This window comes from Brachybacterium massiliense (assembly GCF_900184245.1).
GTDB lineage: Bacteria > Actinomycetota > Actinomycetes > Actinomycetales > Dermabacteraceae > Brachybacterium > Brachybacterium massiliense.
The window spans coordinates 1-22551 of the sequence record NZ_FXXB01000008.1 but is presented as its reverse complement, the minus strand read 5'-3'; the positions used below and the strand labels follow the sequence as shown (position 1 = coordinate 22551).

The following is a 22551-nucleotide window of genomic DNA, read 5'->3' as shown; positions in this document are numbered from 1 at the left end:
CGAGACCCTCCTACGACCCGGTGGCCCGGGGTGAGAACAGCAAGGTGAACCAGGACAGGATCCCATCCAGGCGGGCGCCGAGGATCTGGACCAGCGCCTGCCCGCCGGGCGTCGCCCACAGGGCGACGGCCAGGGCGGCCAGTCCCGCCAGTGCGAGCAGCACCAGCTGGAAGGTGGAGATCCTCTGACGGTACAGGCGGGAGACGCCCTTGGCGTCCACCAGCTTCGACCCGATGCGCAGGCGGGTCAGGAAGGTCGAGCTCATCCCGGCGCGTCCCTTGTCGAGGAACTCCTCGAGGGTGCCGTGGGTGCCCACGGCCACGATCACCGAGGCGCCCTTCTCGTCAGCCAGCAGCATAGCGATGTCCTCGCTGGTGCCGGAGGCCGGGAACGAGATCGCCTCCTTCTCCAGGCCGAGCTCGGCGAGGCGCTCCATGCCGGGGGCGCGGCCGTCGCGGTAGGCGTGGACCACGAGCTCGGAGCCGCTGCGCAGCGCGCGGTCCGAGACCGAGTCCATGTCCCCGATGATCATGTCCGGGTGGAAGCCCGCCTCGATCACCGCATCGGCGCCGCCGTCCACGCCGATGATGATCGGCCGGTTCTCGCGCAGGAACGGCTTGAGGGTCGCCAGGTCCTCCTTGTAGTGGTAGCCGCGCACCACGATCAGCACCGGGCGGCCGTCCATCCGGGTGCGCACCTCGGGTGCGCCGATGCCGTCCAGCAGCAGATCCCGCTCGCGCAGCATGTACTCCATGGTGTTCTGCGCGAACAGCTCGAGCTGCTCGGACAGTCCCTCGCGGGCGCGCTCGAGGGAGGCCTCGACGCTCTGCGGGTCCTGGAGGGTGCCGCGGGCGATCACGGTGTCCTCGATCAGCACCTCGGCGCCGTCCACGGTGAGCGGCTCCCCGTCGCGCACGCCCTCGAAGACGGACTCCCCCAGTGCGTCGACCAGCACGATCCCGGCGTCGACCAGGATCTGCGGGCCTGCATTGGGGTAGCGGCCGGAGGTGGAGGCGGAGACGTTGAGCACCGCGGCGGGAGCGCGCTCCACGAGCGCCTCGGCGGCGACGCGGTCGATGTCCTCGTGGTCGATGATCGCGATGTCACCGGGCTGCAGGCGCTTGGTGAGGTCCTTGGTGCGCTTGCCGAGACGGGCGGTGCCGGTCACGGTGCTCAGGGCGTTCATCGGTGCGCTCGGGAGGCCGGTTCGGGCGGGGCGGCCGAGGCGCGGGCCTCGTCCAGGAGCTCCTCGGCGTGGGCGAGCGCGACGTCGGAGGCGTCATCCCCGGCGAGCATCCGGGCCAGCTCCCGGATACGGGCCGGGCGGTCGAGGTTCTCGACCGTGGAGCTGGTGGTGCCCTCGGCGCTGGACTTCACGATCTGCAGGTGGGTGCCGGCGTGCGCGGCGACCTGTGGCAGGTGGGTGACCACGATGACCTGGGCGTGCCGGGCCAGGCGGGCCAGGCGCTGGCCGACGGCGAGCGCGGCGCGCCCGCCGATGCCGGCGTCGATCTCGTCGAACACGAACACGGGGGCGGCGCTGCGGTCGCTGCGGGAGGAGGACAGGGCCACCTCGAGCGCGAGCATCACGCGCGAGAGCTCGCCGCCGGAAGCGGCCTGCCCGACGGGGAGATGATCGGCGCCGGGGTGGGGCGCCATCAGGATGGCCACAGCGTCCTTCCCGTGGGAGCGGTGCGTCTGGGCGGTGACGTCCACTCGGATGTCCGCATCGGGCATCTCCAGGTGGCGCAGCTCCTCCTGCACGGCGTCGGAGAGCGCGGAGGCCGCGGACTCCCGGGCGGCGCTGAGCTCGCCGGCGACCTCGTCCAGCTGCCCCTCGAGCGCGCTCAGGCGCTCGGCGGTCTCGGCGCGCTCCTGCTCGGCGCCCTCGAAGCGGTCCAGGGCGATGGCGGCGGTGCGGGAGGTGTCCAGCAGCGTGGTGATGTCCTCGGCGGGCCCGTCGGGTCCGGCCAGCAGGCCGCCGAGGTCGCGCACCAGCAGGGTCAGCTCGTGGAGGCGCTCGTTGGCCTCCTCGATCCGCCCGGGCGAGCCATCGATACCGTCGGCGTAGCGGGAGACCTCCGCGGACACGTCCGAGAGCTCCAGGCGCACCGCGTCCAGCCGTTCGACCAGCGGGGTGAGGGTGGTGTCGGTGCGGGCGGCCCGGCCGAGGGTCTCGACGGCGAGGGCCACCAGAGGGCCGGCGGCCGGTCCGTCGTCATCGCCCACGAGCGCGAGCGCGGCCTGGGCGGCGGCCTCGCGCAGCTCCTCGGCGTTGCCCAGGCGCTCGATCTCCGCGCGCAGCTGCTCGTCCTCGCCCTCCTGGGGGTCGGACTGCTCAAGCCGTTCGAGGGCCTCGCGCAGGGCGGTGCCGTGGCGGTCCCTCTCGCTGAGCAGGCCGTCGAGCTCGGTGAGGCGCTCGGCGAGGGCGGAGCGCTCGCGCCACAGGGTGCGGTGACGCTCGAGCAGCGGTCCGATCTCCGCGACCGCGAAGCGGTCCAGCGCCTCGCGCTGCGCCTCGGGGTCCCGCAGCCGCTGCTGATCGGACTGGCCGTGGACGGTCACGGCGGTGCCGACCAGGCGGGCCAGGGTGCCGATGGGGACGGGGACGCCGCCGATCTGCGCGCGCGAGCGCCCGTCGCGGGTGACGCGGCGCACCACGAGCACCTCGCCGTCGTCCTCGTCGGCGCCGAGCTCGTCCAGGGCAGAGGCGAGCTCGGTATGCCCGGTGAGGGAGAGGGTGCCGTCGACCGTGCTGGAATCGCGGGTGCGGCCGCGATCGAGCCGGCCTCCCAGCAGCATGGTCAGGCCGGTGACGATCATCGTCTTGCCGGCGCCGGTCTCACCGGTCAGGGCGGTGAAGCCGGGACCGAACTCGAGCAGGGCGTCGTCGATCACGCCGATATGGCGGATGCGCAGGGTGGACAGCATGGTGGTGCCTCCTGCCGTCAGCGGGTGCGGGGGCTGCGGCCGCGCCAGCCCACCACCGGGAGCTGGAACTTCTCGACCAGACGATCAGCGAAGGGGGTCGGTGCGAGGCGCGCCAGGCGCACGGAGCGGTCGGAGAGGCGTGCCTCGATGCGCATCCCGGCGGTGATGTCCTCGGTGCGGCGGCCGTCGAGGGTGAGGATGCCGTCCTCGCGGTTGTCGAGGGTCATCTCGATCGCCGCCTCGGAGGAGCGTCCCAGCACCAGCGGGCGGGCGAACAGCGCGTGAGCGGCGAGCGGGATCAGCATCATCGCGTCGACCTCGGGCCAGATCACCGGTCCCCCGGCGCTGAAGGCGTAGGCGGTCGAGCCGGTCGAGGTGGACAGCAGCACGCCGTCGGCCCCGAAGGAGGAGACGGGGCGCCCATCGATCTCGATCGCGACGTTGATCATCTTCTGGCGGTCGGCCTTCTCGAGGGAGGCCTCGTTCAGCGCCCAGTGCTGGGAGACGGTCGCATCGTCCGCATCCAGCACCGAGATGTCCAGGGTGGAGCGCTTCTCGATGTCGTAGTCGCCGTCCAGCAGGCGGGCCACGGTGATCGAGAGGTCCTCGACCTCGCTCTCGGCGAGGAAGCCGACGTGGCCGAGGTTCACGCCGTGCACGGGGATGTCCGCATCGCGCACCGCCTCGAGGGCACGCAGGATGGTGCCGTCTCCGCCGAGCACGATCCCCAGCTCGACCGAGTCCGCCGCGGAGACCGCGTCGAGCACGTCGACCGCGCCGTTGGTGAGGAAGGTCAGCAGCTTGGGCGGGGCCACGTCCTCGGGCAGGGCGAGGATCTCCTCGACCTGCTGGTCCACGACGATCGCGCGGACGCCGCGCAGGCGCAGCTCCTCGAGCACCGAGAGGGTCGCCCTCAGCGCGGCGCGACGGCCGGTGTGGACGTACAGGAGGAACCGTCGCATCCTGGTCAGTCCTCCTCGTGGGTGTGCTGGTCGCGCCGATGCCGCGGACGGTTCCCGCTCACGGCCGACTCGATCATGTCACAGGCCTCGGCGTCCAGCACGAACGCCGTGCCGTGCGGACGCAGATGCAGGAAGTACTCGCGGTTGCCGTCCTGCCCGGGGAGGCTGCTGGGGCCGACGGCGGCGGTGCTCAGCCCCACCTGCGCGGCGGCCTCGGCCACATCGCGCACGGCCCGCACGCGCGCGGCCGGATCGGAGACCACCCCGGACTTCGGCAGGGCGGATCGGCCCACCTCGAACTGGGGCTTCACCATCAGCAGCAGCTCGCCGTCATCGCGCAGCACGCTGGCCAGGGCGGGCAGGACGGTGCGCAGGGAGATGAAGGAGAGATCCGCGACGATCAGGTCGACCACGGCGCCCAGCAGCTGCGGGGTGAGGTCGCGCACGCTGAGGCCGTCGCGGACGATCACGCGGGCATCTTCCCGCACGTGCGGGGCGAGCTGGTCGTGGCCGATGTCCACGGCGTGCACGATCGCCGCACCGCGGCGCAGCAGCACGTCGGTGAACCCGCCGGTGGAGGCGCCGGCGTCCAGGCATTCGCGGCCCGCCGGGTCCAGTCGCAGGGCGTCGAGGGCGCCGGCGAGCTTGTGCGCGGCGCGGGAGGCGTACTCGATGCCGTCGGGCACGTCCACGACGGCGAGCTCCGCCCCGTCCGGGACGGGGGTGGAGGGCCGGGTCACGGGGCGGCCGTCCAGGCGGGCGCGGCCCTCCTCGATGATGCGACGGGCGTGGGTGCGCGAGCGGGCCAGGCCCGCGCCGAGCAGCGCGACGTCCAGGCGCTGGCCGCTCACCGGTCGGTGGGACGCAGGGCGTTGCCGTCCTGGTCGCGCAGCTGTCCGTTCCAGGCGGTCTCGGCGCTGCGGGCGGCCAGCAGGGCCAGCACGGCGCGCAGCACCTGCGGATCCTCGACCGCGTCGTTGATCTCGATGTCGCCGTCGCGCCAGATCGCGCTCACACCGCCGCAGCGGGCTCGCTCGCCGTCGACGACGGGCAGCGCGAACGGTGCGGCGATCTGCGAGAGATCCGGGAGGATGAAGGTGGGGCGGCGCACCGGTTCGGCGCGCAGCGCAGACTCGATGCCGTCCACGCCGGTCAGCACCAGCAGGGAATCCATCCCGGCGCGGACCGCGCCCTCGATGTCGGTGTCGAGACGGTCGCCGATGATCAGCGGGCGGCGCACGCCCCTCTCCTTCGCGGCGACCTCGAACATGCCCGGCTCGGGCTTGCCGGCCACGGCGGGCTCGACGCCGGTGGCGTGGCGCAGCACCGCGACCATCGACCCGTTGCCCGGGGCGAGGCCGCGCTCGGTGGGCAGGGTGGCATCGATGTTGGTGGCCATCCAGAAGGCGCCGCGGCGGATCGCGTACGCGCCCTCGGCGAGCATCGACCAGTTCAGGTCCGGGGACCAGCCCTGGACCACGGCGACGACGTCCTCGGAGTCGGTGTCCACCGGGACGAGGCCCACCTCGCGGATCTGGGCGGCGAGGCTGGGCCCGCCCACCACGAGCACCGTGGCGCCCGGCGCGAGCCGCTCGGCGAGCAGCTGGGAGGCGACCTGCGGGGAGGTCACGAACTCCTCGGGCCGGGCGGGGACGCCCACTACGGCGAGATGCTCGGCGGCCTGCTGCGGGGTGCGCGAGGCGTTGTTGGTCGCGAACACCACGGTGGTTCCCGCCGCGCGGGCGGTCTCGACCGCCTCGACGGCGTGCGGGATCGGGCGGGCGCCGTGCATCACGGTGCCATCGAGGTCCAGCAGGATCGCGTCGTAGAGGTCCAGCAGCGAGGGATCGGGCCGACGGATCACGCGGACTCCCCCGTGTGCCGGGCCTGGTCGTCCTCATCCTCGGCCTGCTGGTCCGCGGCGAACTCAGCGTCATCCGCGTCGTCCGCGTCGTCGGCCTCGGAGTCCTGGGCGGTCTCCGTGTCGTCGTCGGCGTCATCCTCGTCGATCTCGTCGACGTCGGCGTCCTCGGCGTCGGCGTCGGCGTCGGCGTCGGGATCGTAGGCGTCCAGGACGGAGACCTGCTCGTCGTCGGCGTCATCCTCGTCGATCTCGTCGACGTCGGCGTCCTCGGCGTCGGCGTCGGCGTCGGCGTCGGCGTCGGCGTCGGCGTCGGGATCGTAGGCGTCCAGGACGGAGACCTGCTCGTCGTCGGCCCAGGCAGGCTCCTCCTGCGGCTGCGGCGCCGGACGGCCCAGCCGCTCGGCGGCGTCGGTGAGCCCCTCGGTGTCGGCGTCCGCGGCCAGTGCGATCCAGCGCTTGGCCTCGTCGGCGCGGCCCGCCCGATCCAGCAGATCGGCGTAGGCGACCCAGAGGCGCACCTGCCAGCGGCCGTCGACCTTGTGGCGCAGCGCCGGGATCTCGAGGGTGCTCAGCGCCGTCTCGATGTCGCCGGTGTCCGCATACGCTCCGGCCACCACGATGATCAGCTCGATCGCCGCGGCGGCGCTGAGGTCGGAGGCGTCCTCCGAGGAGGCGATGTCCAGGGCGCGCTCAGGGCGGCCCAGGCCGCGCTCGGAATCCGCGATCATCGGCAGCACGTCGGTGCGGCCGGTGATGCGCACCGAGGTGCGCAGCTCGCGGGAGGCGGTGCGGAAATCGCCGGCGCGGTAGGCGATGATGCCGTGGGTCTCGCGCACGGCACCCACGCGGCCGCCGAGGCGAGCGGCGAAGCGCGCATGGGCGAGGGCGGTCTCGTTGTCGGACTCCTCCAGCAGGTGGGCGGCCACCATGTGGCGCGCCACCCGCTCCGCGGTCTCCTTGCTCAGGCCGCGCAGCTCCGCCTGCACGTCCTTGTCGAGCTCACGTCCCGTGATGCCCTCGGGCACCCGGGGCTCGATCGGGCGATCGGCGCGGGCCTCCTGACCCGGGCGGGAGGCACGCTGGTCGTCGCGACGCGGCGACACCGGGCCACGGCCACGCTGATCGCGGTCGCGGCCGCCTCGGTGGTCGCGGTCGTCACGGCGCGGACGGTCATCACGACGCGGACGGTCGTCACGACGGGGGCGATCATCGCCGCCGCGGTACGGGCGGTCGTCTCGACGGGGGCGGTCGTCACGGCGCGGGCGATCATCACTGCGGTACGGACGATCGTCGCGACGCGCGCGGTCATCGCCGCCGCGGTACGGACGGTCGTCACGACGGGGACGGTCATCGCGGGCAGACCGATCATCACGACGCGGGCGATCGTCGCCGCCGCGGTACGAACGGTCATCCCGACGGGGACGGTCCTCGTAGCCTCCGCGACGTTCGCCGCCGGGGCGCTGGTCACGCCGGTCGCGCGACTGCCAGGGGCGATCCTCGCGGCGGCCACGGAAGTCCGAGCCTCCGCCGTCGGGACGCTCCCCGGTGCGGGGGCGGTAGGGGCGTGCCCCGTCCTGTGCGCGGCGGGGTGCGCCGGAGTCCTCATCGCGGCGAGGGCGCTGGGACCAGGAGGAGCCGCGGTCCTCGCGGCGGGGGCCGCCCTGGCCTCGGGAGTCATGGGTGCGCGGGCGTCCGGCGCTGCGGCCGGACGACGGGCGGTTGGAGGGTCTCGTCGCGTGCTCGTCGCGCCGCTGGCCGCTCCGGCTCCTGTCGCCGTGGCCGCGGTCGCCCCTGTTGTTGCTGTCCTCAGCCACCTGGACCGTCCGTCTCTGTCGTCTCGCGCTATGCCGTTTTCGTCGAGAAGCCTAAGCGACCACCCACATTTGACCCTCGGGTAACGCGTTGATCCGTGACTGCTTTCACCAGTCGCGGGCTCTGCGCGCGACTCTCTGCGGAGTCCGTCACCTGGACGTCCGTCTCACCCGAGCGGGCAGATCACGAGGTCCTCGCCCTGCACCTCGACCTCCTGTCCCAGGATGCGAACGTTCACGGGGTGAGCGGAATGGTTCATCAGCAGCAGCTCCTGCCCGCGGCGGATCGCCTCCACACCCTCCGGCAGCGGCGCGAGAGCGAGGCCAGCCGCCTCGGCGGCGTCGGCGACGACCTGCGCGAGGGTCTCGTCATCGAGCAGCCCGCCGACGTACCAGACACCGCCGTGCCCGAGCGCGCGGTGGGTGACCACGGGCCGGCCCTCCAGCGGGGCGGTGCTCGCGCTCCACAGGGGCTCGGCGGTGCGCGCGGTGAGCACCTCGACGAACTCTCCCACCTCTGCGCTGCCGGCCTGCCCATCGTGCAGCGCCAGCGGCGCGGCGAGCGGCCACGGCTCCTCGCGGAACACCCCTGCCAGCTCGAGCAGCCCGCCTCCTGTGCCGCCCAGATGGGCGCGCACGTTCTCGTCGACCACTCCCCCGTGGGGCCCGATCAGCAGCTGGCCGCCCTCGCGGACGAACTGCTCGAGCACCGGCACCAGTTCGCTGCGCAGCAGGAACTGGGAGGCGAGGACCAGCAGGTCATAGCGGTCCCGCAGTGTCCCGCCCGCAGCCCCCGTCCCTTCGAGCAGGAGGGTGGAGGGGCCGATGTCCACCCTGATGCCGGCGCGGAAGAAGGGAGCGTAGAACGCCTCATGCTGGGCGAGCGGCTGCACGGCATCGGTCGCGCGGCCGGCCCCCATCGCGGCGCGCCAGGAGTCCCAGTCGTGGACGAAGAACACCCGGGAGAGTCCGGGCTCGCTCTGTGCGAGCGGGCTGCGGGTGAGCTCCTCCCCCAGCTCCGTGACGGCCCGGAACCGCGCGGTGTCGGGGCCGGCATGCGGCACCAGCGCCGAGTGGAAGGTCTCCGGGCCGCTCGCGGACTGGCGGAACTGGAAGTAGGCGATGACGTCGGCCCCGTGGGCGTGCGCGCGCCAGGAGTCCAGGCGGTTCTGGGCGGCGGTCTTGGGCACGTTGTGGGCGCGCCAGTTCACCGCTCCCGCCGCCTGCTCCATCAGCACCCAGGGCCGTCCACGTCCGAGAGTGCGCAGGTAGGAGTGGGTCAGCGAGGCGGTCAGCCGGGTGCGGGGATCAGCCGGGTCGGTGTAGTGGTCATCGGCGAGGACGTCGAGGTGCTCGGCCCAGCTCGCGTAGTCGGCCAGCGGGAAGAAACCCATGAAGTTCGTGGTCACCACCGCGCCGGGCACGCTCTCGCGGATGATCCCGGCGAGATCGAGGCAACACTCCAGCAGCTGGTCGGAGCAGAACCGGGCGAAGTCCAGCTCGAGAGCGGGGTTGAGCAGGTAGGGCGCCTCCCGTGGCGGGATCACCTCCTCGAAGCTGCGGAAGCTCAGCGACCACACGCTGGTCCCCCAGGCACGGTTGACCGTCTCGATGTCCCTGTAGCGCTCCCGCAGCCAGTCCCGGAACGCCGCCGCCGCGTGCTCGCCATGGGAGAGCTGCCCGTACTCGTTGCCCACGTGCCACATCGCGACCGCCGGATGCCGGCCGTAGCGGTCCACCAGCATGCGGGTGATGCGCCGGGCGGCCTCGCGGTAGGCGGGAGAGGAGGGGTCGAACTGGTTGCGCGAGCCCCACCACAGCGTGCCGCCGGAGCGGGTCTGCGGGAGGGAGTCCGGATGCAGGGCGCCCAGCCACGGCGGCGGGGAGGCCACCGGCAGCGCGAGATCCACGGCGATGCCGCGGGAGTTGAGGTCATCGAGCACGTCGTCGAGCCACTGCGTCTCGAAGCGTCCGGGCTCGGGCTCCAGCCGCGCCCAGGAGAAGACGCCGACGGTCGCGAAGCCCAGATGGGCCCTCTCCATCAGCTCGAGGTCCTCCGTGCGCGTCTCGGGCGGCCATTGCTCGGGGTTGTAGTCCGCGCCGAAGAACGCCCCGCTCACCGAGTAGCGTGTGCGCAGAGGGGACAATGGATCTCGAGCTCGGGACATCGTGCTCCTTCTCATCGTTCATGTTCCTTCTGACTGAGAGGCGGCGCCATGGCCACCATGTCGGACATCGCGCGCGAGGCCGGGGTCTCCCTGAGCACCGTCTCCTATGCGCTCAGCGGCAAGCGGGCGATCTCCTCGGCCACCCGCGAGCGGATCAACGACGCGATCACCCGCCTGAGCTACCACCCCCACGCGGGGGCACGGGCCCTGGCCTCGCAGCGGGCGGGCACGATCGGGCTGGCGGTGCCGCTGGCCGCGGACGTGGACGCGCATGTGGTGATGATGTTCGTGCGCTCGCTGATGCGCGCGGCCCATGAGACCTCCAACGAGATCCTGCTGATCGCCGGCGAGGACCACGCGGCCACCGCGCGCGTCCTCGACGAGGGCAAGGTGGACGCCCTCGTGGTGATGGACGTGGTCGAGGACGATCCGCGTCTCCCCGTGCTCGCCGGGGCGCGGCGCCCGGTGGTGCTGCTCGGCTACCCTTCCCAGGCGCACGGCATCCCGCGCGTGGATTTCGACTTCGAGCAGGCCTCCTCCCTCGCGGTGACGGAGCTGCACCGCAGAGGCGCTCGGCGCCTGGTGATGATCGGCTCGCCCTCGGTGACGCAGACCCGCCACGCCACCTACGCCGACCGTGCCACGCGCGGCTTCGAGCAGGCCTGCGAGAAGCTCGGGCTGCGGGCCCGGCATGTGGTGCATGACCACGAGGTCGACTCCACCGGGCAGCTGATCCGCACCCTGCTCGCCGAGGAGCGCCCGGAGGCGCTGGTCATCCACAACGAGAGCGCGCTGGCGGCCATCCATCGCGCGCTCACCGACGAGGGCATCTCGATGCCGGAGGACCTGCAGGTGGTGGCGATCGCCCCGCAGGAGACGGTGCGGCTGGGCGCCGTGGAGTACACGGCCGTGGAGATCCCCGTCGAGGAGATCGGCCGCGCGGCGGTGACCACCGCGACGGCGCTGATCGAGGGCGACGGGGTGGTGGGCGACCAGCTGATCGCCCCGACGCTCAACGAGCGTGACACCACCCATCGCCTGCCCTGACCTCCTCCCGCCCCACGGCGGGATGCGCTCGCCGATGGCGCTCAGCCCTTCACCGCACCGATCATCACGCCGGTCTTGAAGTGGCGCTGGATGAACGGGTACACGATCACCACCGGGATCAGAGCGATCACCATCACCGCCATCTGCACCGCGAGGGTGGCGACCTGACCGGAGCCCACATCGACCTGTCCCGGCACGGAGACGCCCTGCAGCACGAAGCTGCGCAGCACCACCTGCAGCGGCTGCTTCGCGGAGTCGTTGATGTAAAGGATCGCGTTGAAGAAGGCGTTCCAGTAGCCGACCGCATAGAAGAGCGCGACCACGGCCACCACGGCCTTGGACATCGGCAGCACCATCTGGAACAGGATCCGCCAATCCGAGGCGCCGTCGATCCGCGCGGACTCGAGGATCCCCTGATCGATGCCCTGGAAGAAGCCGCGCATGATCACGATGTTGAAGGCGGAGACCGCGCTGGGCAGGATCAGCGCCCAGTAGCTGTCGATCAGCCCGAGCCCCGAGACCAGCAGGTACATCGGGATCATGCCGGCGCCGAAGAACATCGTGCCGAGCATCAGGAACAGGATCGGGGTGTGCAGGAGGCTGCCCGGCCGGGACAGCCCGTAGGCCGCGAGCACCGAGACGGTCAGCGACAGCGCGGTGCCCACGCCGGTGACTCCGAGGCTGACCATCACCGCCCGGGTGACGATCCCTCCGGAGAGCACCTGACGGTAGGCGTCGAGGGTGAGGCCGTCGGGCACCAGCACCAGCCCGCCGGCCCGCGTGATCGCGGCCTGCGGGGAGAGACTGGTGAGGATGATCGTGTACAGCGGCACCAGCACCGCCAGACAGATCAGCACCAGCACGATCCCCTTCGCACCCTGGGCGGGGAGCGAGGGCTCCTCGTCCCAGATGGGCCGCGAGGAGCGTCGACGCGGCCGCCGGGGCGGCACGGTCTCGGCGACGGCGCCGGTGGCGATGCCCTGACGGACGGGCTCACTGGTATGGACCGGACCTGGCCCTATCGAGGCGCTCATGCCTTCTGGTACACCCCCGCCTCACCGAACAGATGCGCGACCTTGTTGGCCCCGAGCACCAGGATCATGCTGACCACTCCTTTCAGGAGTCCGGCGGCAGCGGCGTAGCTCCAGTCGCCGTTCTGCACGCCCGTGTAGTAGACGAAGGTGTCCAGCACCTCGGCGCGGCCCGCGCCCACCGCATCCCTCTGGAGGATCAGCTGCTCGAATCCCACGGTGAGGGCGTTGCCGAGGTTCAGGATCAGCAGCAGCACGATCACCGCCCGCATGCCGGGCAGGGTGATGTGCCAGATGCGGCGCCACTTCCCGGCGCCGTCCATCGCGGCCGACTCGTACAGCGCCGGATCGATCGCGTTCAGCGCCGCGAGGAAGACGATGATCCCCCAGCCGGCGTCCTTCCACACCACCTGCGAGGTGATCAGGAACAGGAAGGTGTCGGGGTCGGTCATGACGTTGACGGTGCCCAGGCCGAACTCGCGGGTGAACTGGTTCAGCAGCCCCGCCCCTCCCAGGATCTGGTGGAAGATCGAGACCACCACCACCCAGGAGAAGAAGTGCGGCAGGTACACGATCGACTGGATGACCGTGCGGACCCTCTCGCTGAGGATCGAGTTCAGCAGGATCGCCAGCATGATCGGGATCGGGAAGTAGAACACCAGCTGGAACGCGGTGATCACCAGCGTGTTCTTCACCGCGTTCCAGAACAGCGGATCGGTCAGCACCCGTTCGAACTGGTGCGTCCCGACCCACGAGCTGCTGCGGATCCCGACGAACGGCGAGTAGTCCTGGAAGGCGATCACGTTCCCGAGGATCGGGACGTAGGCGAACACCACCAGCAGCACGACCATCGGCAGGGACATCAGGATCAGCGAGCGGTCGCGGCGCAGCCTGGCGCGGAGGCTGACGGCGCGCCGTCCGGTCGCAGCGGGTTCGCTCCCGCGAGCGGGCCGACGGGATGGGGCGCTGCGTGAGGTGGGCGGAGGCATGGGCTCCTCGGACGGGGAGGGACGGACGGCGGTCGACATGCCGCTCAGGCCAGGAACTCGGCGTAGAAGTCACGCAGCTTGTCACCGCCGGAGCTGCGCCAGTTCTCCACCGCCGCATCGAGCTCGCTGATGTCCTTGCGGCCGCGGCTGATGTCGACCACGAGGTCGTCGAAGGGCTGGCTGAGAGAGCCGAACTCGGAGGGCTCCTGGATCTGGATCCCGTAGAACAGTGGATCGACCACGTGCTCGGACTGGCGAGCCATCCACTGCGTGGAGGCCTCGACGTAGTCGGGGAACTGCACCTTCGCATTGACGATCGCGGGCTGCGCGAGGAACTGGTAGGTGGAGGTGACCTCGCGTCGGCCCTGGTCGTTCATCTGGGGGACGCCGTGCTCGTCGCGCTCGAAGTGGGTGCCCTCGACCCCGTAGGTGAGCAGCTCGAACTCGTGGGTGCCGAACTGCGAGGCGCACCAGTCCGCCAGTCGCAGCAGCTCCTTGACCTGCTCCTCGTCGTCGGTCTTCTTGAGGAAGGAGAAGATGTTCACCGGTGCTCCGCGGAACAGGGTCGGGGCTCCGCCGTCGGGCGCGAACATGTCCATCGCCATCTGGTCGAAGTCCGGGTTCGAAGGGCGCACGCGGGTGAGCGCCTCGTGCCAGCCGCCGACGCCGTCGTTCATCACGAGCGTCTGCCCGGACTCGAAGCGGTCCTTCGCGGGGCCGTCGTTGCCGGCCACGGCGTCGGGGTGCATCGCGCCGGACTCGATGACCTTGGTGAGCCAGACGATCGCCTCCTTGAACTCCTCCATCTCGAAGCGGTGGACGAGCTTCCCATCGCGCTCGGTGAAGGTGGGCGGGATGGCGTGCATGAGCTGCGCTGTGTTCCACAGGTTCTCGCAGCCCCAGCGGTTCGCGCTCTCGTCGGTGATCTCGCTGAGCACGGACAGGAAGGAGTCCGCATCGGTGGGCGGCTCCACGCCGAGCTCCTCGAACAGGTCGCGACGGTAGAAGACGGCATCGGTGATGAGCTCGGAGGGGTAGGGCAGACCGTAGATCCGACCGTTGAACATCGAGTACGCCCAGGCGGCCGGATCCAGCCGGGCGAGGTTCGGGTAGTCCAGGATGCCGTCCCCGGAGAGGTGGTCGGTGAGGTCCTGGAAGACGTTGCCGACGCCTTCGATGAAGCGGGGCGGGATGTTCCAGGAGGGGATGACCATCCAGTCCGGCACGTTCTTCGGGGAGGCGAGGACGGTCTGGACCTTGTCGGCATAGGTGTTGCCGTCGGAGACCTGGAACTCGAGGGTTGCGCCGAGCTGCTCGTTGACGGCGTCGTAGTAGGCGTTCTCCCCCAGGCTAGGCGGCGAGGTCCACCAGGCCGGGCTCATCACGGTGTAGCTGCCGCCCGCTCCTGGGGTCTGCTGGACCCCGTCGACCAGCGGATCGGGCATGGTCACGTAGCCGGGGGTCGAGCCGTTGACGCTGGGAAAGTCCGGCTCGACCAGGAACTCGAGGGTGCTGTGGGGCAGCGAGGCCTCCACCTCGGCTGCGAGATCCGCGCCGGTGAGCACTCCGCCGGATCCTCCGGTCTGGCCGGTGCCTCCCGAGCCTCCGCAGGCTGCGAGGCCGAGGGCTCCGGCCCCGATGCCCAGGTATCCCAGGAGCCTGCGACGGGAGACTTCGTTGTCGATGCCTTGCATGATGCACTCACTTCCTTGTGTCGACACATGGGCGCCGAGGCGGCGGCCACGAGGATCTCCCCGGTGACCGAGACAGCCGGGGGAATTGCTCCGGCGCAGCGACTAGTCATCGTCGAAGCGCTTCGATAGGCTCGAAGAGTAGCCGCCGGGCACGGATGTGACAAGACCTCGGATCCTGCCCTCGCCCACCCTGCCGCCGTCGCAGATCGTCGAAGAGGACTCCATGGCACACACTCCCCCGCCCACGTGGCTCGGCTCCCGCGCGCGCCTCGAGAGTGTGGATGCCCGGCGTCTCGAGCGGGCTCGCTCCCTGGTCGGCGCGATGACGCTCGAGGAGAAGCTGCCCTTCCTCCACCAGCACAGCCCGGGCCTGGAACGGCTCGGGATCGGGCCGTTCTCCACCGGCACCGAGGCCCTGCACGGCGTGGCCTGGCGCGGCCCGGCGGTCACCTATCCGCCGCCCGTGGGGCTCGCGGCATCATGGGATCCCGTGCTGCTCGAGGCGATCGGGACGCAGATCGCCCGGGAGGTCCGCGCCCACCACGGACACGAGCAGCCGGCGAGCCTGAACGTGTGGGCGCCGGTGGTCAACGCGCTGCGCCATCCGCTGTGGGGCCGCACCGAGGAGGGCCTGAGCGAGGATCCGCTGCTGAACGCGCAGCTCGGCACCGCGATCGCGCGAGGCCTGCGTGGGGAGGGCGAGACCTGGTCCACGGTCCCCACGCTCAAGCACTTCCTCGCCTACTCGAACGAGACCGATCGCGCCGCGACCTCCTCATCGATGCCGCCGCGGGTCCTGCACGAGTACGAGCTGCCCGGCTTCGAGGAGCCGCTGGCCAGCGGCGCTGCGGGAGCGGTGATGCTGGCCTACAACCTGGTCGACGGCGTGCCGGCGCACCTCTCTCCTCTGGTGAACTCGCATCTGCGCGCACTGGTGGCGGACCCGGATCTGCTGTTCGTGGTGAGCGATGCCGGGGCGCCGACGAATCTGATCACCATCCAGGATGTCGCGGCGGACCTCACCGAGGCGGTGGCGGCGATGCTGCGTGCGGGAGTGGATTCCTTCACCGATCACGGTGAGGACTCGGAGCCCACGATCCGCGCGGCCCGCGAGGCGCTCGAGCGCGGACTCCTCGAGGAGCGCCACGTGGATCAGGCGGTGGTCCGGCAGCTGGTGGCGCGGGCGCGCACCGGAGAGTTCGATGACGCCGCCCCCTCGCTCCCCCGGTTCGCTCAGGCCGAGGCGATCGCGCTGTCGGAAGAAGCGGCGAGCCGTTCCGCGGTGCTGCTGCACCATCAGCACGGGACGCTGCCGGCACGGCCCGGGGAGCGCATCGCCGTGCTCGGCCACCTCGGAGGGACGGTGCTGCGGGACTGGTATAGCGGTGAGCTGATCGATCCGGTGCCGCTCGCGGAGGCGCTGATGGCCGGCCATGACGGGCCTGTGGTCCATGCGCCATGCCTGGACGTGGTCGCTCTGCACGAGGGTCAGTTCACGCTGCGCAGGCGGCGCGACGGCGTGCTGTGCGTGGGGCCCATGCCCTCCGGAGCTGAGCACTCCGAGCCGGTCACCTTCGAGGTCATCGATCACGGGCTCGACATCATCAGCCTCCGCGACCGCGGGACGGGGCGGCTGCTTGCCCCGGATGCGGCCGGGTACCTGCGCACCGAGGCGGAGCGCGTCGGCGGCTGGATCGTCCAGGAGACGTTCCGGCGGATGCGAGAGGCCGACGGGACAGTGAGGCTCCAGCATGTGGGCACGGGCCGATGGGTGCGGCGGGAGCATCGCAGCGGCAAGCTGCTGCTGGGCGGCCATGACCCCCTGCAGTCGACGAGGTGGACGTGGCAGGTGATGAGCTCGCGCCGGGACCAGGCACGGGACGCGATCGAGGGCGCCGACCTGGTAATCGTGGTGGCCGGCAACGACCCCCACGTGCACGGGCGTGAGACAGAGGACCGGGCGATGCTCTCGCTGATGAATCCGGACGTCGAGCTGCTCGAGCTGCTCGCCGACCTTCCTGCCGGTGCCCGCAGCACGCTGCTGATCCTCTCGTCCTACTCCTATGATCTGGCTGGCCATGCGGGCACTGCTGACGCTGTGATCTGGAGCAGCCATGCCGGTGCCCGACTGGGGCCGGCGCTCTCGTCGCTGCTGCTCGGTCGGAAGGAGTTCAGCGGCCGCCTGGCGCAGGCATGGGTCACCGAGGAGTCGCTGGCGGACATCCTGGAGTACGACGTGATCTCCTCCGCCTCGACCTACCTCTACGGTCAGGAGGCGAGCTTCCCCTTCGGTCACGGCCTCTCACTCGAACCGACGCGGTGGACGCAGCCTGCACCGAGGCGCTCCCCCACCGGCGCGCACTTCTCCGTGACGCTCACGCGGGAGGCACAGCTCCCTGCGTATGAGGTGGTCCAGGTGTATGCCTCCGCCGGGCAGGAGCAGTATCCCGACGGCGTGGGAACCGTGCCGGTGCGGCGCCTCGTGGCCACCGAGGTGGTCGAGGTTCCGGCACGCGGTGCACGGCAGGTCGAGATCGAGGTGCCCCTGTCGCGCTGCGCGCTGTGGTGCGAACGGACAGGGAACTTCGTGGAGCCCACAGGGCCGGTGCGATTCCACCTGGCCCGCTCCGCCCAGAACATCGTGGCGACAGCCGTGGTGTGATCGTTCGCGAACGTTGCGCAGCACCCAGCCGGTGGCCGTGGCTTTCCGAGTTGTGGGCATAAAAAAATGGGAGTGGAGGAGGCGAACACCCCGCAGGGGTTCAAGCACTCCTCCACTCCCAGTGAAGATGTCCGGCGGCGACCTACTCTCCCACACCCTCCCGAGTGCAGTACCATCGGCGCAATCGAGCTTAGCTTCCGGGTTCGGAATGGAACCGGGCGTTTCCTCGACGCTATGACCGCCGTAACACGATGAGACAACCAGCCACTCCAGAACCAGACACACCCCCACAAACGAGTGATCCAGCTCCGAGGAGTTGTTTCCCAAGAACCGCACAGTGGACGCAAACACACACGCAAACAATAGTGTTAAAGTAAGTCATCGGCCATTAGTACCAGTCAGCTCCACACATTACTGCGCTTCCACATCTGGCCTATCAACCCAGTCATCTACTGGGGGCCTCCCACACCAAAAGGTGCACGGATATCTCATCTCGAAGCAGGCTTCCCGCTTAGATGCTTTCAGCGGTTATCCCTTCCCGACGTAGCCAACCAGCCATGCCCTTGGCAGAACAACTGGCACACCAGAGGTCAGTCCATCCCGGTCCTCTCGTACTAGGGACAGGACTTCTCAAATATCCAACGCGCGCAGCGGATAGGGACCGAACTGTCTCACGACGTTCTAAACCCAGCTCGCGTACCGCTTTAATAGGCGAACAGCCTAACCCTTGGGACCAACTCCAGCCCCAGGATGCGACGAGCCGACATCGAGGTGCCAAACCATGCCGTCGATATGAGCTCTTGGGCAAGATCAGCCTGTTATCCCCGGGGTACCTTTTATCCGTTGAGCGACACCCATTCCACAATGAGGTGCCGGATCACTAGTTCCTGCTTTCGCACCTGCCCGACTTGTCAGTCTCGCAGTCAAGCTCCCTTGTGCACTTACACTCAACACCTGATTGCCAACCAGGCTGAGGGAACCTTTGAGCGCCTCCGTTACTCTTTAGGAGGCAACCGCCCCAGTTAAACTACCCATCAGACACTGTCCCTGATCCGGATCACGGACCGAGGTTAGGAATCCAGAACGACCAGAGTGGTATTTCAACAACGACTCCACACTCACTGGCGTGAATGCTTCCCAGTCTCCCACCTATCCTACACAAGCCGTCCCGAACACCAATATCAAACTATAGTAAAGGTCCCGGGGTCTTTCCGTCCTGCTGCGCGTAACGAGCATCTTTACTCGTAATGCAATTTCGCCGAGTTCGCGGTTGAGACAGTGGAGAAGTCGTTACGCCATTCGTGCAGGTCGGAACTTACCCGACAAGGAATTTCGCTACCTTAGGATGGTTATAGTTACCACCGCCGTTTACTGGGGCTTAAATTCTCAGCTTCGAACCCCGAAGGGCTCTAACCGGTCCTCTTAACCTTCCAGCACCGGGCAGGCGTCAGTCCGTATACAGCGTCTTACGACTTCGCACGGACCTGTGTTTTTAGTAAACAGTCGCTTCTCCCTGGTCTCTGCGGCCCTCACCGCTCTCACGGATAGGGCCCCCCTTCTCCCGAAGTTACGGGGGCATTTTGCCGAGTTCCTTAACCACGATTCTCTCGAACGCCTCGGTATTCTCTACCTGATCACCTGAGTCGGTTTAGGGTACGGGCGACCGTATTCGTCACGCCGGAACTTTTCTTGGCAGTACAGGATCACTCACCTACGCCCATACGGGATCCCCATCACGTCTCACCCTCAAGGCCCCAGCATTACCCGGGGCCGGGCTGCACGCTTAGACGGACTATTCCATTAAGTCCGCGGAAGCTACCTCTCTGCGTCATCCCATGCGCTGACCTACTACAACCTTGGTTCCCAGCCTCACCACCAACCCCACCCCGAAGGGTGAAGAGACGGCTCGGGTGGTTAGCATCGACTGCCTCGGTATGGGTCCTCCTACGATCGGTTCGGGAATATCAACCCGATGTCCATCGACTACGCCTGTCGGCCTCGCCTTAGGTCCCGACTAACCCAGGGCGGATAAACCTGGCCCTGGAACCCTTGATCAATCGGCGGACGGGTTTCTCACCCGTCTTTCGCTACTCATGCCTGCATTCTCACTCGTACAGCCTCCACCACTGGGTTCCCCCGCAGCTTCGCTGGCTGTACGACGCTCCCCTACCCACCCCAGTACAAGACCGGAGTGACACAGCTTCGGCGGTGTGCTTGAGCCCCGCTAAATTGTCGGCGCAGAATCACTTGACCAGTGAGCTATTACGCACTCTTTCAAGGGTGGCTGCTTCTAAGCCAACCTCCTGGTTGTCTCAGCAACTCCACATCCTTTTCCACTTAGCACACGCTTAGGGGCCTTAGCTGATGTTCTGGGCTGTTTCCCTCTCGACTATGAAGCTTATCCCCCACAGTCTCACTGCTACGCTCTCACGTACCGGCATTCGGAGTTTGGCTAAGGTCAGTAACCCGGTGGGGCCCATCGCCTATCCAGTGCTCTACCTCCGGCACGAAACACGTAACGCTGCACCTAAATGCATTTCGGGGAGAACCAGCTATCACGAAGTTTGATTGGCCTTTCACCCCTATCCACAGGTCATCCCCTCCATTTTCAACTGAAGTGGGTTCGCGCCTCCACGCGGTCTTACCCGCGCTTCACACTGCCCATGGATAGATCACTTCGCTTCGGGTCTAGAGCCGGCGACTGAACGCCCCGTTCAGACTCGCTTTCGCTACGGCTACCCCACACGGGTTAACCTCGCCACCGACCACTAACTCGCAGGCTCATTCTTCAAAAGGCACGCCGTCACCCCTAAAGGCTCCGACGGATTGTAAGCACACGGTTTCAGGTACTATTTCACTCCCCTCCCGGGGTGCTTTTCACCTTTCCCTCACGGTACTTGTCCGCTATCGGTCAAGAGGTAGTATTCAGGCTTACCAGGTGGTCCTGGCAGATTCACACCGGATTTCACGGGCCCGGTGCTACTCGGGAACAGCATCACGCCGCACATCGATTTCGTCTACGGGGGTCACACCCTCTACGCCGTCGCACTCACCACGACTTCGACTACCGCTGCACGTCCACGCCGAACTGCCGGCAGACAGTTCTGATACGTCCCACAACCCCCAACCTGCAACCCCTGCCGGGTATCACACAGACCAGGTTTAGCCACCATCCGCTTTCGCTCGCCACTACTCACGGAATCACTATTGTTTTCTCTTCCTGCGGGTACTGAGATGTTTCACTTCCCCGCGTTCCCTCCACACCACCTATACATTCAGTGGCGGGTACCACGACATGACTCGTGGTGGGTTTCCCCATTCGGACATCCTCGGATCACAGTTCGGTTGTCAACTCCCCGAGGCTTAACGCAGACTCCCACGTCCTTCGTCGGCTCCTCTTGCCAAGGCATCCACCGTGCGCCCTTTAAAACTTACGGCAACACAAAGACACAATGTCAATAAAAATTGCTTACAAGATGCTCGCGTCCACTATGCAGTTCTCAAGAAACAACCCCACACCAACACCACCTACGCATTCGCGCCAAGCAGCATCAGGGAGGACCAGCCACACACCCCCACAACGCCCTTCCAAAGAAGGGCCCGTCGGGGCTGCGTGCAGCCTCACAACCCAATAGCGTGTCTCCACCTCAAACCCACCGGCCATTCCCGTTCCAGACCCCGAAAGGTCGTACTAGAAGACATCGCCGGCAAGCGAAGTGCCCATTCGTTGATGTTCCACCCTTGAGCAACCACCCCCACCACACTCGGGCAGGCAGATGGCCACCATAATTGGTGATGCTCCTTAGAAAGGAGGTGATCCAGCCGCACCTTCCGGTACGGCTACCTTGTTACGACTTAGTCCCAATCACCGATCCCACCTTCGACAGCTCCCTCACGAGGATGGGCCACTGGCTTCGGGTGTTACCGACTTTCGTGACTTGACGGGCGGTGTGTACAAGGCCCGGGAACGTATTCACCGCAGCGTTGCTGATCTGCGATTACTAGCGACTCCGACTTCATGGGGTCGAGTTGCAGACCCCAATCCGAACTGAGGCCGGCTTTTTGGGATTCGCTCCACCTCACAGTTTCGCAACCCATTGTACCGACCATTGTAGCATGCTTGAAGCCCAAGACATAAGGGGCATGATGATTTGACGTCGTCCCCACCTTCCTCCGAGTTGACCCCGGCAGTCTCCTATGAGTCCCCACCATCACGTGCTGGCAACATAGAACAAGGGTTGCGCTCGTTGCGGGACTTAACCCAACATCTCACGACACGAGCTGACGACAACCATGCACCACCTGTGCACCAGTCCGAAGAAAACCCCATCTCTGGAGTCGTCCGGTGCATGTCAAGCCTTGGTAAGGTTCTTCGCGTTGCATCGAATTAATCAGCATGCTCCGCCGCTTGTGCGGGCCCCCGTCAATTCCTTTGAGTTTTAGCCTTGCGGCCGTACTCCCCAGGCGGGGCACTTAATGCGTTAGCTACGACGCGGAAAACGTGGAATGTCCCCCACATCTAGTGCCCAACGTTTACGGCATGGACTACCAGGGTATCTAATCCTGTTCGCTACCCATGCTTTCGCTTCTCAGTGTCAGTAATGGCCCAGAGACCTGCCTTCGCCATCGGTGTTCTTCCTGATATCTGCGCATTTCACCGCTACACCAGGAGTTCCAGTCTCCCCTACCACACTCTAGCCTGCCCGTACCCACCGCACGCCCGAGGTTGAGCCTCGGGTTTTCACGGCAGACGCGACAAGCCACCTACAAGCTCTTTACGCCCAATAATTCCGGACAACGCTTGCGCCCTACGTATTACCGCGGCTGCTGGCACGTAGTTAGCCGGCGCTTCTTCTGCAGGTACCGTCACTCTCGCTTCTTCCCTACTGAAAGAGGTTTACAACCCGAAGGCCGTCATCCCTCACGCGGCGTCGCTGCATCAGGCTTTCGCCCATTGTGCAATATTCCCCACTGCTGCCTCCCGTAGGAGTCTGGGCCGTGTCTCAGTCCCAGTGTGGCCGGTCGCCCTCTCAGGCCGGCTACCCGTCATCGTCTTGGTGAGCCATTACCTCACCAACAAACTGATAGGCCGCGAGTCCATCCCCCACCGATAAATCTTTCCAACCCCCGCCATGCGACAAGGATTCATATCCGGTATTAGCCACGATTTCCCGAGGTTATCCCGAAGTGGAGGGCAGGTTACTCACGTGTTACTCACCCGTTCGCCACTAATCAGACCGTGCAAGCACGGTCGTCATCGTTCGACTTGCATGTGTTAAGCACGCCGCCAGCGTTCGTCCTGAGCCAGGATCAAACTCTCCATGAAAAAACATGAAAAACAGTATCCTGACAATAGAAACAAACAACCAGCATATAACTGCTGTATCATCCG

13 protein-coding genes and 3 rRNA genes are annotated in these 22551 nt (G+C 67.7%); 3 read left to right on the top strand and 13 right to left on the bottom strand.

All coding sequences use genetic code 11. The annotated features are described in order from the left end of the window. Window positions 1-10: 10 nt before the first annotated feature. The 6 genes from steA to BN4251_RS18315 are packed head-to-tail and all read right to left on the bottom strand — an operon-like array spanning window position 11 to window position 6860. Window positions 11-1186, bottom strand: a complete 1176-nt coding sequence (gene steA, locus BN4251_RS10065) for a putative cytokinetic ring protein SteA (RefSeq protein ID WP_087485001.1) — start codon at window positions 1184-1186, stop codon at window positions 11-13. Beyond that, window positions 1183-2931, bottom strand: coding sequence for a DNA repair protein RecN (gene recN, locus BN4251_RS10060; protein ID WP_087485000.1), 1749 nt, complete (start codon window positions 2929-2931; stop codon window positions 1183-1185). The genes steA and recN overlap by 4 nt, the downstream gene beginning before the upstream one ends. A 17-nt stretch (window positions 2932-2948) precedes the next feature. After that, window positions 2949-3893, bottom strand: a complete 945-nt coding sequence (locus tag BN4251_RS10055) for an NAD kinase (protein WP_087484999.1) — start codon at window positions 3891-3893, stop codon at window positions 2949-2951. A 5-nt stretch (window positions 3894-3898) separates the two neighbouring features. Then, the gene (locus BN4251_RS10050) at window positions 3899-4744 is read right to left on the bottom strand and encodes a TlyA family RNA methyltransferase (RefSeq protein WP_087484998.1); all 846 of its coding nucleotides are present in this window, start codon (window positions 4742-4744) and stop codon (window positions 3899-3901) included. Further along, the gene (locus tag BN4251_RS10045; RefSeq protein WP_087484997.1) at window positions 4741-5757 is read right to left on the bottom strand and encodes an HAD-IIA family hydrolase; all 1017 of its coding nucleotides are present in this window, start codon (window positions 5755-5757) and stop codon (window positions 4741-4743) included. The genes BN4251_RS10050 and BN4251_RS10045 overlap by 4 nt, the downstream gene beginning before the upstream one ends. Further along, window positions 5754-6860, bottom strand: a complete 1107-nt coding sequence (locus BN4251_RS18315) for a hypothetical protein (RefSeq protein WP_212647610.1) — start codon at window positions 6858-6860, stop codon at window positions 5754-5756. Before BN4251_RS18315 ends, BN4251_RS10045 begins: the two co-directional genes overlap by 4 nt. Before the next feature lie 39 nt (window positions 6861-6899). Here BN4251_RS18315 and BN4251_RS18310 point away from each other — a divergent pair, with 39 nt between their 5' ends. Further along, window positions 6900-7655, top strand: a complete 756-nt coding sequence (locus BN4251_RS18310; protein WP_170931930.1) for a hypothetical protein — start codon at window positions 6900-6902, stop codon at window positions 7653-7655. Window positions 7656-7735: 80 nt separating this feature from the next. On the opposite strand, the gene BN4251_RS10035 is transcribed toward BN4251_RS18310, so the two are convergent. Beyond that, a complete protein-coding gene (locus tag BN4251_RS10035; RefSeq protein WP_170931929.1) occupies window positions 7736-9736 on the bottom strand; it encodes a beta-galactosidase in 2001 nt (666 codons plus the stop codon). 48 nt (window positions 9737-9784) lie between these two features. Between BN4251_RS10035 and BN4251_RS10030 the strand changes: the two genes are divergently transcribed. Further along, a complete protein-coding gene (locus BN4251_RS10030) occupies window positions 9785-10783 on the top strand; it encodes a LacI family DNA-binding transcriptional regulator (RefSeq protein ID WP_087484995.1) in 999 nt (332 codons plus the stop codon). A 41-nt stretch (window positions 10784-10824) separates the two neighbouring features. Here the strand turns inward: BN4251_RS10030 and BN4251_RS10025 are convergent, their stop codons facing one another. Genes BN4251_RS10025 through BN4251_RS10015 form a run of 3 tightly spaced genes read right to left on the bottom strand, consistent with a single transcriptional unit; the run spans window position 10825 to window position 14497 of the window. Beyond that, window positions 10825-11817, bottom strand: a complete 993-nt coding sequence (locus tag BN4251_RS10025; RefSeq protein WP_087484994.1) for a carbohydrate ABC transporter permease — start codon at window positions 11815-11817, stop codon at window positions 10825-10827. After that, window positions 11814-12803 carry an ABC transporter permease gene (locus BN4251_RS10020; protein ID WP_087484993.1) on the bottom strand — a complete coding sequence of 330 codons (990 nt, stop codon included), beginning with the start codon at window positions 12801-12803 and terminating at the stop codon, window positions 11814-11816. The genes BN4251_RS10025 and BN4251_RS10020 overlap by 4 nt, the downstream gene beginning before the upstream one ends. Window positions 12804-12847: 44 nt before the next feature. Then, complete coding sequence (locus tag BN4251_RS10015; RefSeq protein WP_087484992.1) at window positions 12848-14497, bottom strand: extracellular solute-binding protein; 1650 nt, start codon at window positions 14495-14497, stop codon at window positions 12848-12850. A gap of 223 nt (window positions 14498-14720) precedes the next feature. Between BN4251_RS10015 and BN4251_RS10010 the strand changes: the two genes are divergently transcribed. Next, window positions 14721-17159: a glycoside hydrolase family 3 protein gene (locus tag BN4251_RS10010; RefSeq protein WP_087484991.1), complete on the top strand. Its 2439-nt coding sequence runs from the start codon at window positions 14721-14723 to the stop codon at window positions 17157-17159. Between the two features lie 129 nt (window positions 17160-17288). Here the strand turns inward: BN4251_RS10010 and rrf are convergent. From rrf to BN4251_RS09995, 3 genes are all read right to left on the bottom strand, one after another. Continuing rightward, window positions 17289-17405 (bottom strand): 5S ribosomal RNA (gene rrf, locus BN4251_RS10005). Between the two features lie 123 nt (window positions 17406-17528). Then, window positions 17529-20596 (bottom strand): 23S ribosomal RNA (locus BN4251_RS10000). A 369-nt stretch (window positions 20597-20965) separates the two neighbouring features. Continuing rightward, window positions 20966-22485: ribosomal RNA gene (locus BN4251_RS09995) — 16S ribosomal RNA — on the bottom strand. Together the 16S, 23S and 5S rRNA genes form the textbook arrangement of a ribosomal RNA operon. Window positions 22486-22551 lie beyond the last annotated feature (66 nt).

Excerpts from the sequence above, each read along its gene's own strand:
- BN4251_RS10030 (WP_087484995.1), top strand. The coding sequence starts at position 9,785 with ATGGCCACCATGTCGGACATCGCGCGCGAGGCCGGGGTCTCCCTGAGC.
- BN4251_RS10015 (WP_087484992.1), bottom strand. The coding sequence starts at position 14,497 with ATGCAAGGCATCGACAACGAAGTCTCCCGTCGCAGGCTCCTGGGATAC.
- recN (WP_087485000.1), bottom strand. The coding sequence starts at position 2,931 with ATGCTGTCCACCCTGCGCATCCGCCATATCGGCGTGATCGACGACGCC.
- BN4251_RS10010 (WP_087484991.1), top strand. The coding sequence starts at position 14,721 with ATGGCACACACTCCCCCGCCCACGTGGCTCGGCTCCCGCGCGCGCCTC.
- BN4251_RS10035 (WP_170931929.1), bottom strand. The coding sequence starts at position 9,736 with ATGTCCCGAGCTCGAGATCCATTGTCCCCTCTGCGCACACGCTACTCG.
- BN4251_RS10025 (WP_087484994.1), bottom strand. The coding sequence starts at position 11,817 with ATGAGCGCCTCGATAGGGCCAGGTCCGGTCCATACCAGTGAGCCCGTC.
- BN4251_RS10020 (WP_087484993.1), bottom strand. The coding sequence starts at position 12,803 with ATGCCTCCGCCCACCTCACGCAGCGCCCCATCCCGTCGGCCCGCTCGC.
- steA (WP_087485001.1), bottom strand. The coding sequence starts at position 1,186 with ATGAACGCCCTGAGCACCGTGACCGGCACCGCCCGTCTCGGCAAGCGC.
- BN4251_RS10055 (WP_087484999.1), bottom strand. The coding sequence starts at position 3,893 with ATGCGACGGTTCCTCCTGTACGTCCACACCGGCCGTCGCGCCGCGCTG.